The organism is Pseudomonas baetica (assembly GCF_019733355.1).
In the GTDB taxonomy this organism is placed as follows: Bacteria; Pseudomonadota; Gammaproteobacteria; order Pseudomonadales; family Pseudomonadaceae; genus Aquipseudomonas; species Aquipseudomonas baetica_A.
Genome location: NZ_JAIHLQ010000003.1, coordinates 249,086 through 261,366, shown reverse-complemented (window position 1 = coordinate 261,366; position 12,281 = coordinate 249,086). Strand labels below are relative to the sequence as shown.

The 12,281-nt window shown below is 62.0% G+C and carries 10 protein-coding genes; all 10 read left to right on the top strand.

Annotated features, from left to right (window positions below):
- The first annotated feature begins 3 nt into the window (after positions 1-3).
- The 10 genes from K5E40_RS04635 to K5E40_RS04590 all read left to right on the top strand — a co-directional run bounded on the left by K5E40_RS04635 (position 4) and on the right by K5E40_RS04590 (position 12,246).
- Positions 4-951, top strand: a complete 948-nt coding sequence (locus K5E40_RS04635) for an FHA domain-containing protein (protein ID WP_221729840.1) — start codon at positions 4-6, stop codon at positions 949-951.
- On the top strand, positions 948-2,306 hold the full coding sequence (locus tag K5E40_RS04630) for a FliI/YscN family ATPase (RefSeq protein ID WP_401132815.1): 1,359 nt from the start codon (positions 948-950) through the stop codon (positions 2,304-2,306). Before K5E40_RS04635 ends, K5E40_RS04630 begins: the two co-directional genes overlap by 4 nt.
- The gene (locus K5E40_RS04625) at positions 2,293-2,757 is read left to right on the top strand and encodes a type III secretion protein (protein ID WP_221729839.1); all 465 of its coding nucleotides are present in this window, start codon (positions 2,293-2,295) and stop codon (positions 2,755-2,757) included. The genes K5E40_RS04630 and K5E40_RS04625 overlap by 14 nt, the downstream gene beginning before the upstream one ends.
- Positions 2,754-3,302: a type III secretion system HrpP C-terminal domain-containing protein gene (locus K5E40_RS04620; RefSeq protein WP_221729838.1), complete on the top strand. Its 549-nt coding sequence runs from the start codon at positions 2,754-2,756 to the stop codon at positions 3,300-3,302. The genes K5E40_RS04625 and K5E40_RS04620 overlap by 4 nt, the downstream gene beginning before the upstream one ends.
- 1 nt (position 3,303) lies before the next feature.
- The gene (sctQ, locus tag K5E40_RS04615; protein WP_221729837.1) at positions 3,304-4,344 is read left to right on the top strand and encodes a type III secretion system cytoplasmic ring protein SctQ; all 1,041 of its coding nucleotides are present in this window, start codon (positions 3,304-3,306) and stop codon (positions 4,342-4,344) included.
- The gene (sctR, locus tag K5E40_RS04610; protein WP_221729836.1) at positions 4,341-4,994 is read left to right on the top strand and encodes a type III secretion system export apparatus subunit SctR; all 654 of its coding nucleotides are present in this window, start codon (positions 4,341-4,343) and stop codon (positions 4,992-4,994) included. The genes sctQ and sctR overlap by 4 nt, the downstream gene beginning before the upstream one ends.
- A 7-nt stretch (positions 4,995-5,001) precedes the next feature.
- Complete coding sequence (sctS, locus tag K5E40_RS04605; protein WP_221729835.1) at positions 5,002-5,262, top strand: type III secretion system export apparatus subunit SctS; 261 nt, start codon at positions 5,002-5,004, stop codon at positions 5,260-5,262.
- Between the two features lies 1 nt (position 5,263).
- On the top strand, positions 5,264-6,076 hold the full coding sequence (gene sctT / locus K5E40_RS04600) for a type III secretion system export apparatus subunit SctT (RefSeq protein WP_221729834.1): 813 nt from the start codon (positions 5,264-5,266) through the stop codon (positions 6,074-6,076).
- Complete coding sequence (gene sctU / locus K5E40_RS04595; protein ID WP_221729833.1) at positions 6,073-7,164, top strand: type III secretion system export apparatus subunit SctU; 1,092 nt, start codon at positions 6,073-6,075, stop codon at positions 7,162-7,164. Before sctT ends, sctU begins: the two co-directional genes overlap by 4 nt.
- Before the next feature lie 114 nt (positions 7,165-7,278).
- Positions 7,279-12,246 (top strand): AvrE-family type 3 secretion system effector, encoded by a 4,968-nt coding sequence (locus tag K5E40_RS04590; protein WP_221729832.1) that lies wholly within the window; start codon positions 7,279-7,281, stop codon positions 12,244-12,246.
- Positions 12,247-12,281 lie beyond the last annotated feature (35 nt).

Here is a 12,281-nt window from a genome sequence, read left to right as displayed (position 1 = left end):
GCAATGAAACCGGACATGATGTATGAACTGCGCGTGCTCACCGGCCTGCACCGTGGGGCGGCGCTGCCATTGAGCGGTGGCGAATGGTCGATCGGCTCTGCAGTGGGCGCCGATCTGGCGTTGTACGACCCTGGCATCAAGGATCGCCACTGCCTGCTGCGGCTGGTCGACGACACCTGGTCACTGGCGCGCAAAGATGGCCCGGTGACCGACAGCGAGGGGCACAAGGTTGACGCCATCGCCACGTTGCAACCGGGAACACCGTTCGCCCTCAACGGGGTATGGCTGTCGGTGGTCAGCGCCAACACCGAGTGGCCGGAAGATCAGGACGACGACGCGCACGGTCCACACGCCGAACCCGTTGAAACCACGTTGCCGCCAATGAATGCCGAGCGCGACGAAGCAATGCCCGCACCACCAGCGCAGTCACGCTCACTGTTGGGCCCGGCATTGGTTGCAGTATCTGTGCTGCTGTTTCTCGTGGCGTTGCTCTGGGGCGTGAATTCCGGGGTTTCAAACTCGACACCTGTCCCGGTGCCCGTGCCCACCCGCACGCCGCTCAAGGACGCCGCCCAGGTGCGTGAGGTCTTGGAGCGCATGCTCACCGAACGCGAGTTGCAGGGCCGCATCAGCCTGGTCGAGCAACCGGGCAAAATCCTCCTCAAGGGGCGCTTTGACGAAGACGATCTACTGCAATTGACCGAACGCATGTTGCTGCGTTTCGAGCAACAGTACCGCAGCCCGATACCGGTGCTCAGCGACTTGCCCGAAGCCACGCCTCTGCTGCCGTTCAGCATTGTCCAGATCAGCCTGGCGCGGTTGCCCAACGTGCTCACCAGCGATGGTCGCCGCGTGTTCCTGGGCGACGAAGTGGCCGGCGTGCGACTGGTGGGCATCAGCGAACATCAGGTGGTGTTCGAAGGCGATCAGCGCATCGAGGTGAGCTGGTGATCCAGGCAGCCATCGCGCAATTGCAGGATTGGTGCGGCGGGCACCAGCAACGCCTGGCGAACTGCGCGCCGGTGTCCATCCACGGGCGCATCGCTGGGGTGAACGGCATTCTTCTGCACAGTCGCATGCCCCGCGCGCGAATCGGTGACCTGTGCCAGATCCAGCGCGCCGATGGCAATCAGGTGATGGCCGAAATCGTCGGTTTCGACCGTGAACACACCTTGTTGGCAGCCCTTGGAGCACTCGACGGTATCGCCATCGGCGCGCGTGTCACGCCGCTGTTCCAGCCGCACAGCCTGTTGGTGGGCGACCATCTGCTGGGCTGCGTACTCGACGGTTTTGGCCGCGCCCTCAACGGCGAAGGCCCCGAAGCCTTCGCGGCGGCCGGATCGGTGGGGGCTTTGCCGGTGATCCGCGATGCGCCAGCGGCCAGCGAGCGCCCGCGAATCGAGGCACCGCTGGCCACTGGGCTGCGCGCAATCGACGGTTTGCTGACCCTGGGCGAAGGCCAGCGCGTGGGGATCTTCGCCGGCGCCGGGTGTGGCAAAACCACCTTGCTCGCCGAACTGGCCCGCAACACCCCGTGCCAGGCCATTGTGTTTGGTCTGATCGGCGAACGGGGTCGGGAACTGCGCGAGTTTCTTGACCATGAACTGGACGAAGAGCTGCGCAGCCGCACCGTACTGGTCTGCGCCACGTCCGATCGCAGCAGCATGGAACGCGCCCGAGCCGCGTTCACGGCCACGGCGATTGCCGAAGGTTTTCGCCAGCAGGGCAAATCGACGTTGCTGATCATCGACTCGCTGACCCGGTTCGCCCGTGCCCAGCGAGAAATCGGCCTGGCCAGCGGCGAACCGGCCGGTCGTGGCGGCCTGCCGCCTTCGGTCTACAGCCTGCTGCCACGTTTGGTGGAGCGCGCCGGACGCACCCAAAGCGGTGTCATCACGGCCCTGTATTCGGTGCTGATTGAGCAGGACTCGATGAATGACCCGGTGGCCGATGAAGTGCGCTCGCTGCTTGACGGCCACATCGTGTTGTCGCGACGCCTGGCTGAGCGTGGCCATTACCCGGCGGTGGACATCCTCGCCAGCCTGAGCCGAACCATGAGCCAGGTGGTGGGAACCGAACAGCAACAAGGGGCCACACAGTTACGCCGGCTGATGGCTGCCTATCAGCAAGTGGAAATGCTCATCAAGTTGGGCGAGTACCAGCCTGGCAATGACCCGCTGACCGATTGCGCCGTGGACGCTCGCGCACGGATCGAAGCCTTTGTGCAGCAATCGCTGCGCGATCCGGTGCCGCTCGATGAAACCCTGGATCACCTTCTACAGGTAACCGCCCATGCCCCAGTCTGATACCGATTCCCCGTCACCGGCCAATGATTCGATGACCAATGACCTGACGGCGACGCTCGATGTGCTGACGCCGATCCGCCGCCATCGGCTGACCATGGCCGAACAGGCCTGGCAGCGTCAACGCTCGGTGCTCAAGGCCATGCACACAAGCCTGGAACAACTGACGAAGGAGCTTGAGCAACGGCGCGAACAGCATGGCCTGGCGCGCCTTGAGCAACGCAACGCTCACATCAATCGTCGTCTGCCGCTCAACGAGATGAACCAATGGCTAAACGGCGAGCAGCAAGCCCTGCGCCAAATCGAGCGCTTGGAACAGCGCTACAAAGCGTTGCAGGAAGAATGCCGGCAACAGCAGCAATGGACCGAGGACAGCGAACGGCAACTGCATCGCCGCCAACGTGATGTGGAAAAACTCGACTACTTGCGCGACCTCGCCCAGGAGGCTTCATGAACCCGCGTCACGCCACGCTCAAGGCGCCACCGCGCCCGCCGGAAGCACCCCGACCGCGTCAGGAGACGGTCCCGGCGTGGCCAGTCAGATCCGAGCGCCGTCACGACCTGCGCGGTGAAACCCGTGACGAGAGTGAGCAGTTCGAGCAACTGCTGGAAACGTTCGACAAACTGGACCCGCCACTGATGGCCGACTTCGGCGGGAGCGGGTTTCAGGATCCACAGCAACACCCCGAGTCGTCTTCACAAGGCGCCGCTGTGACGCCGGAACCAAGCACCCTCGCGTTATGGCAGACCTTGCTGGCCCGACTGGAACAGCACTTGGATGAGCTGCAGCCCGGGGTCCTTGAAGCGCACCTGGAACTGCCCAACCTTGGCACGGTAAAGGTCAATGTGACCCCCCGAGGGACGACACTGGAAATCGCGGTGCATATGGCCCGCGATGCGTGGCGCCAAGTCGAGCCTCAACAGCAAGCCAGCGCCGCATGGTTGGCACAGCAATTGGGCCGCACGGTGCGCTTGAGCCTGCACCGCGAGGACGATTGAGATGAATGCCCAAGCATTGCGCCTGCGCAGCCTGTCACAGGCCGAGGCCTCGGTGCGCGAACGTGTGGGCGCGGGTCTGAGCTTGCAACTGTCGCAGCCATCGCCCGCCACCCTGATACTGCGCCTGGCGCCACGGCCCTTTCACACACCGCCCGCCACGGCCTTCGAATCAGCCTGCGGCCCGCTCTGGCTCGATGCCGCCGGGCCGCTGCTGAGCGCGCTTTCCTCATGCCCGGCAATCCTCGCCGATCCGATGACGGCCACAACGGACTGCCCTTGGTATTGGCCGCTGTACAACCAATATCTGGCGCCCGAACTGCAAGTCGCATTGAGCCCGCTGCATGCGGTGGCAACGGCGCCCGCGCCAGGGCTGGACTGTTTGCTGGAACTGCGCAGCACCACAGCGGGCGCGCACATCAGTCGCTTGCGAATCGCCGCCGACACCCTGCTGCGCTGGCTCGACCATGGCCCGTGGCGAGCCTCCCGGGCCAGCACTGGTGATCGGGACTTGCCGCTCTGCGTACCGTTGTTGCTGGGCCATTGCGCTTTAAGCCGAGGCGAACTGCTCACCCTGCGACCGGGGGACGTTTTGCTCATTCCCCAACCGCTGTTTACCGCCCAAGGGCTGGGCAGCCTGCAAGTCGGCGCCTGCCGCCTGCACCTGCGTCAGCAAGCGGCAACCGCCCTGCACTTCACACTCACCGAACTGGAAGATTTGCCGATGAATGCCTCCCTCGATCACTTTGCCCTTGGCGATCATGAGCCGCTCAACGAGGTTGACGCGTCGACGCTAGCGGTTGATGACACGCCCAGCGAACGCTTCGACGATCTGCCGGTGCCGCTGACCCTGCGAGCCGGCAGCCTCAACCTGAGCCTCGGCCAGCTACGCAGCCTCAGCGTCGGCTCGGTCTTGCGCTTTAGCGGTTGCACGCCGGGTCAGGCCATGTTGTGCCAGGGCGAACTCGTTTTGGCTCAGGGTGAACTGGTGGACATCGAAGGTCGGCTGGGCTTGCAAATTACCCGCCTGGAGCTGCGCCCGTGAATGTGCAGGACGTTGATCCGCTGACGCTGGCCCTCTTCCTGGGCGCACTGTCGCTGGTGCCTTTATTGATGATGATCTGCACCGCGTTCCTGAAGATTTCCATGGTGTTGCTGATTACCCGCAACGCCATCGGCGTGCAGCAGGCGCCGCCGAACATGGCGCTGTACGGCATCGCGCTGGCGGCAACGCTGTTCATCATGGCGCCCGTGTTCAACGACATGGGTCAGCGCTTTCGCGAAATGCCGCAGCGTCTGGACAATTTCACCGCCATGCAAAACGCCGGCACGCAAGTGCTGGAGCCCCTTCGCCACTTCATGGCGCGCAATGTCGACCCGGACATCCAGACCCATCTGCTGGAAAATACTCAACGAATGTGGCCGGCGGCAATGGCAGCCAAGGCCAGCCGCGACGACTTGCTGCTGATCGTCCCGGCGTTTGTGCTGTCGGAATTGCAGGCTGGTTTCCAGATCGGCTTTCTGATCTACGTGCCCTTTATCGTGATCGACCTGATCGTCTCCAACATTCTGTTGGCGCTGGGTATGCAGATGGTGGCGCCGATGACCATTTCCCTGCCCCTGAAAATCCTCCTGTTCGTCCTCGTCGATGGCTGGACACGGCTGCTCGACGGCCTCTTCTATAGCTACCTGTGAGGGCAACATGGACACATTGACGCTGTTCAAACAAGCCATGTTGCTCGTGGTGGTCCTGTCGGCGCCGCCGCTGATCGTCGCGGTGATCGTCGGCGTGCTGACGTCTTTGCTGCAAGCGGTGATGCAGTTGCAGGACCAGACCCTGCCCTTTGCCATCAAGCTGGTGGCGGTGGGCATTGCACTGGCCCTGACCGGACGCTGGATTGGCGTCGAGTTGATGCAACTGGCCAACCTGGCGTTCGGCATGATCGCGCAGACGAGGGCTTGAGATGTTCGAGCCGGCGTTCAACGAAGTGTCCCAATCCATTCTCGCCCTGACCTTGGGCATGGCTCGTCTTTATCCGTGCCTGTTCCTGGTGCCGGCGTTCGCCTTTCGCGAAATCAAAGGCATGCTGCGCCACGCCATCGTGCTCGCGCTGGCGCTGGTGCCGATGCCGGGGATTCGCGCCAGCCTGGCGGGGCATGATCTGGGTTGGATTGATCTTGGCGGGCTGATACTCAAAGAGAGCGTGATCGGCCTGTTGCTTGGGCTGCTGCTGGCGATGCCGTTCTGGATGTTCGAGTCCATTGGTTGCCTGTTCGACAACCAGCGCGGCGCGCTGATCGGCGGCCAGATCAACCCGGCGCTGGGGGACAACACTTCCGAACTGGGGCACATGTTCAAACAACTGCTGATCCTGTTGTTGATCCTAGGTGGCGGTTATGCCGCCCTGACGCAGGTGATCTGGGACAGCTACGCCGTGTGGCCCGCCAACCACTGGTTGCCGATGCCCGCCACAGACGGGTGGGATCTTTATCTGAAGCTGCTCGCGAGTACCTTTCGCTGCATGGTTTTATACGCCGCGCCGTTGGTGGGCCTGTTGCTGCTGATCGAGTTCGGCATGGCGATCCTCAGCCTGTACAGCCCGCAGTTGCAGGTCTCGACTTTGGCGATGCCGGCCAAGAGCCTGGTCGGCCTGGGCTTTCTGGTGCTCTATCTGCCGATGCTGTGTTGGCTTGGCCAGGGTCAATTGGCGCAACTGGCTGACTTCAAGCACCTGCTGCCGTTGTTGCTCAAGGCAAACCCAGGAGCCCTCCCATGAGCGAAAAAACCGAGCAGCCCACGCACAAGAAACTCGCCGACGCACGCAAAAAAGGTCAGGTCGGACAAAGTCAGGATGTGCCCAAACTGCTGATTTTCGGCGCGCTGCTGGAATTGATTCTGGGCCTGGCCGAGGGCGGTATCGAGCGACTCAAGGCGCTGATGAACCTGCCCTTGCAGCAGATGGACCGGCCCTTCGGCGCGGGCGTCGGCGAAGTGCTGACCAAGGCTGGCTGGGAACTGTTGCTGTTCATGTTGCCCGTGCTGGGCATCGCCGTGGCCATGCGCCTGATGGGCGGCTGGGTGCAATTCGGGCCGCTGTTTGCTCCCGAGGCGCTGAAGCTGGATTTCGAGCGGCTCAACCCGCTCAATCAATTCAAGCAAATGTTCTCCTCGCGGCAGTTGTTCAACCTGCTCAACAGCCTGTGCAAGGCTGTGCTGATCGGCGTGGTCCTGTATCTGGTGCTGCCCCCGGCGCTGGGCGATCTGATCGGCCTGGCCAACAGCGACCTGAACACCTACTGGCACGCAATGATCGCTCTGTTCCACCGACTCTCGCGGATCTGCCTGGGGTTGCTGTTGGTGTTGGCGATCGTCGATTTCGCCTTGCAGAAATACTTCTTCATCAAGGGGCAGCGCATGAGCCACGAAGATGTGCGCAAGGAGTTCAAGCAGATGGAGGGCGACCCACACATGAAGTCGCACCGCAAGTCGCTGGCCCGGGAAATGCTCCAGCAACCGGCCGGCGCCACGCCTGCCAAAGCGCCGGTGGAAGACGCCGATCTGCTGCTGGTGAATCCCACCCACTACGCCGTCGCCTTGTTCTATCGCCCCCAGCAGACACCGCTGCCACGCATTATTGACAAGGGCCACGATGCCCACGCGCGGGAACTGATTGAGCGTGCGCGCAAGGCCGGCGTGCCCGTGATCCGCTATGTATGGCTGGCGCGCACGCTATACCGCAGCGAGGTCGGCCAATTCATCCCGCGCGAAACCCTGCAAGCGGTGGCGCAGGTCTATCGCCTGCTGCGCGAACTCGACGATCACGTTCAGTCGCAAACCATCGAAATGCCCGGCACGCCCTACTGAGACACGAAGGAACCAGGTGCAAGCGACGACCACTCAGGGCAAAGGAAATTTTCCTGAACGCCCAAGGCGGACCTAACGACCCCGCCGTGTCAGTTTCTGACCTGGAGTCCTGCTATGGAGTCATCGATTCAACGGGCCGCGTCGACGCCGCTGCCAATCATTTCCCAGACCGCAAACAATGCTCAGGGGCTCGAGCAACAATCTCAGGCACCGACCCAGCGCAGCGGCCACTCCTTGCGCGATCTTGGCAGACGTTTCATGCATCTGGTCGGCCGTGTTCGCCAGGATACTCAGGCGGCACCGCGGCAGTCCGCCGCCTCTTCGAGCAGCCGGCGCAATGTGGCGTCCCAGGCCAGCGCTGTGGCGAGCGAGCCCGCCGCCTCTTCCTCCACCGCCAGCAATGCGCCGCCGTCGCCAAGGCTGAGCCGCAGTCATGCCGCCCGTTTCAGTGGCCCGGGCGAGCGCGCTCAATCGAACGTGCCGGCCGAGAACAGTTCGGCGCATGTACGTCTGGATGACAAGGGGCAGCCGGACTTCGTCAATTTCACATCCACCGCCGTCGCGGACCTGCTGCGCAATGCCCTGACCCGATCCGGTCAACACTTTCAGGCGGCGACGAGCAATGGCAGTGGCGAGGATCATCTGCTGCTGGAGCCGCATGGCCATTTGCTGCATGTGAAACAGTCGCCATCGGCGGTCGTGGCGTTGCGCAGCAGCCAGCCCACAGGCCCGGTAAAACAAACCAACAGTGCGCCACCCACCCTCTCCCTCCATGACCAGCAAGCCCGCGTGAGTGATGGCGGTGTTCTGGACACCATCGGTCGCAGCCATCTCGGGCACCTGACCGGCATCCATCAGGACAGCGACGGCCAGCCGTTACGGCTACACGAAGAAAAACTCTACGAATTCGACCAAGCCAATGGCACCTGGCATACACCACCGGATCACGAGCAGATCAAGTTCAGCCAGTTGTCGAGTCAAGGCAACGGCAAACTTTATGGGCAAACCGGCGACCACTTGGTGGATCTTTCCAGCGAAGGCGTACTGCCTATCGAGGTGCCTGGCCTAAAAGCGTTTTCCGTCAGCGCCGATCAGCACGTCGCCACCTTGAGTGGCGATCAGCGTCAGACGCTGCAGTTGTTCGACCTCAATCAAGGCGCGTCGACGTCCAGCCAAACCAAAACCCTTGAACTGAACGGCGGCACTGCCGAGCCCAAACACATCGGCATGAGCCCTGAGCGCTTGTTCATCAGCGATACCGAGGGCCGTTTGTACAGCATCAAGCGTGCCGATCTCGCCCCCGATTCGCCAACGCTGCGATTGATGCCCGAGGAACACTTCCACCCTGAGGGCGAACGTCTGGGCGGTAAACATCAGGTCAGCGGTTTCCTCCATGGCGATCAGGGTGATTTGCAGGTTTTGCTCAGCGATCGCACCGGCCAGACCCACTCCCATCAAATCGACGAGCCGGAGTTACGGCTCAACAATGGCTGGAATCTCAGCGACGCACTGGTGCTGGACAACAAGCGCGGCATTCCCGGCAGCACACCGCCGACGCCGGCCCAGACGTTTGACCTTGACCGTTTGGGCCGTGTCGGCCTTAGCGATCAACGCATCCAGCGCTGGGACTCGACCAGCCAGGACTGGAAAGACACGGGCATCAAGGATGTCGCACATCTGCAACGCGGCATCGACAGCAAGGCTTACCTGCTGCAAGAAGGGCAACTGAAAAAACTCGACGTCAGCCCGAACTACAACCCGGTAACCGTGGGCAGCAGCCACACCCTGAATCAGCCTCCACGCTCGACCAAAGTGGCTCTCGGTGAGCCTGTGCCGGGTCTCGAAGGCCGGCAAGTCACCGCGTTCGCGATGCTCAACGACAAACAGTTCGTGGCCCACGATGCCAACGAGCGCCTGTCCGTTCACCACCCCGACGGCACCGCCAGCGATCTGAGCCAAGTCGACCTGGAAGGCAGCGTGGCCTCCCTGGCGCTGGACGAAAACCACAACCTGCATGCCCTGACCACTGACGGCAAACTGTTCACGATGGCCAAAGACGATTGGCAGGCGCGCCCTGACCAACCGCGCCCTGAGGCGGCGTGGAAACCTCTGCCGCTGCCTGCCGGACACGAGGTCCACAGCATCCGCACGGGCGATGACAACCGCCTGAACGTGACGCTCAAGAACGACGACAATCACTCGCAGATGCAGCTCAAGGGCAAGACTTGGGAGCCATTGACGCCACGTCCGGCCGACCACAACGCCCTGAGTGAGTTGTTCTCGCGGGTCAGCGGTGGCGAGAAAACCGCGCGCATTCCAGGCACCGGGCTGACCGCACGCTTTACCGCCACCTTCATGGGCCGGGGCTCCCTGGAAAACACCAACAGGCCCAGTACGGGCGAGTTCATCCGCGCCCACATCTTCAAGCCGACCATGGAACCTCCGCGGTTCATGAAGAACATCGGCAATCACATCCAGCACCACCATCATGGTCGCGAAGGATTGCGCCCGCTATACGACTCCGAGGGCGATCTGTTCAAGGCGCTGGAGCTTCTCAACCATGACCAGGCACCCGCCGCCCCCGGCCGGGATCTCAAGTCACGGATCAGCCAGCTTGATCTCGGGCCACAAGGTGGCGAACTGTTGCAGGATCTCGAATCCCTGCGCAGTGAACTGGAAGACAACAGCCTGCGCGCCACACGACATTTGGGCCAGGAGCACGGCAAGTCGAAACTGCTGCACCAGAAAGAAGGCCTGCTGAACATCCACGGCGAACCGAACCCGCCGTCCAAACGCACGAAACTGCGCATGAAGCTGAGCAACCTGGGGGAAAAACTCAACATCGCCAGTGCCGGCCATGACCTGCTCAAGGAGGTGCAAGGCGCGCTCAAGCACGTCGCACCTTCGCAGCACAATCCTACCGGCACCCTGCTCAAGACCCTGCAAGACAAAGGCATGAAACTCTCTCACCAGAAGGCCGACATTCCCTTGGGCCAGCGCCGTGATGTCAGCGACGGCCAAGGGTTGACCAAGGCTCGGCTGGCCCTCGACGTGGTCACCATGAAGAATCTTGGTTTGCTGCTGGACAAGGCTGAAATGGTCAGTGCGCAGGGCGACAACAGCCGACAGTTGGCGCAATTGAAAACGGATCTGAGCCTCCTGCGCGACAAGACCTATGGCGAGCATCCGGTGAAGCAGATCACCGACATGGGCTTCACCGATCACGCCAACCTGGAAGCCTCCTACGATGGCATCAAAGCCTTCCTCAACGGTTTCAAGAAAGAAGACCACGCTACCAGCGTCAACCTGCGTGCTGCCACCGGCAGCAAAACCCAAGCGGAACTGGCGGACAAGCTCAAGTCGGCGCTCAAACAACTGGAACACCCTGACGATGAAATCGCGCTGCAACGCAGCTACGGGCTCAATGTGAGCACGCCTTTCGTGTCGCTGGCCAACAAGGGCATGGGACCTTGGCCCAGTGGCGCATTGGGTAGCGGACGCAACTACAACCTCAATGCCGAGCGCGGTGAAAAGGGGGTGACGATCTACATGCAGCGCGAAGGTGCGGGCATCGCCAGTGCCGGCGTTGGCGGCGGCAAAGACTACTGGCCCGGGTTCTTCAAGGATGGCGAAGTGGACAAGTTCACCAAGGTCGATATCGGTAACGATCGGCTGCTGACGCCGGCCTTACGCCTGGGTGTAGACGTTACGGGGACCGCGACCCGCACCCAACGCGACGGCGTGGTGTTCACCGTGCCTGACGAGGAGATCGATCACTTCGTCGATAACCTGTTCAGCGGGCAGTTGAGTCCACTTGATGTGATGAAAAAAGGTGTCGACCACGAAACCCAGAAAGGCTTGCGCTTGAACTTTGACGTTAATGCCAGCGCCACCGCCGAAATGCGCGTGGCCCTCGGCCTTACCGACAAAGACAGTTCGCCTCTGTCGGCAGCGACTCGATTGGGGGTGGGCGGTACGGTTAACGTCAATCTGCTCAACTACACCCATTACTCGGTGAATCAACACAGCAACACGGGCGAACTCCAGGAAGGCAGCCGCAACCGACCTCGGGCGCTCAACAACTTGGGCGCTTCGGTGTTTGCCCGGGCGCAGCTTGCCGGCAGCAACACACAGGCCTCCAGCGCCTCGCAGGGCGTCGTAGCACCACTGGGTGGCGCTGCGGCGGTCTCGGTCGATAACAAAACCACAAAACGCGTCAAGTTCACCTTCAAGGAGGCCGAACCGCTGACCAGCGCCAACCTGAGCAAGCTGGGCGACAGCCTCGGCGCCGCCTTCAAGGACCCCGCTTCCCAGAAGACGGTGGCGCTTGTGAAAGATAGCGAACATAACGATTACGCCGGCCTTGGCGCCAAGGAAAAACTGCACAAGCAACTGGGCGATCTGAACCGGCACTTCGCCGACAAACCGGCGGAAAACGACGAGCAATATGCGGCCCTCCGCGCCCTGAAACGCGCAGGAGTGCAGCAACAGGCCGCCGATGCCAAGCACAGCCTGCTCGACAGTGGTCGCTTCGAAAGCTCTTACACCAACCTTTCGCGTCTGAGCGAGCAAGGCATGGTGTCCAAGGTGATGAGCCTGGTCAGCCCGATGCACTCGCCAAGCAACGCCGAGCGGGTATCGACGTTGCTCGGCCAGGACCCGACCTTAAAGGCCTTGATCAAAGAGCTTCAAGGCACGCCTGGCACCTTGGCCAGGGTGCGGCTGGAACTCAAGGACTCGGTGCAGGACCGGGTCGATGAAGGCAGCCGCAAAGGCGACCTGTCACAGAAAGAACTGGCTGCGTTGCTCAGCGACCGCAACAACATGCGGATCAAGGCCATCACCGTGTTCCAGAGCGTCAGCCAGCCCGAGACCTTCTCCTCGCCACTGCCCTTGGTCAGTTACAACAGCAGTGCGTCGATCAACGTCAACAAGACCTTGGGCAAAATCAACTTCAGCTACGGCCAGGATCAGGACGCACCCAAGCATTACTTCCTTGATGGCGAACTCTCAAGGCCTTCGGCACCACTCAAGGCCGCGGTGGACGCCTTGAAAACAGATGGCTTGGAACTCAAGCGCTAAGCCGGCTGACACTTTCTGCGTGGCCCGCGCGGCCA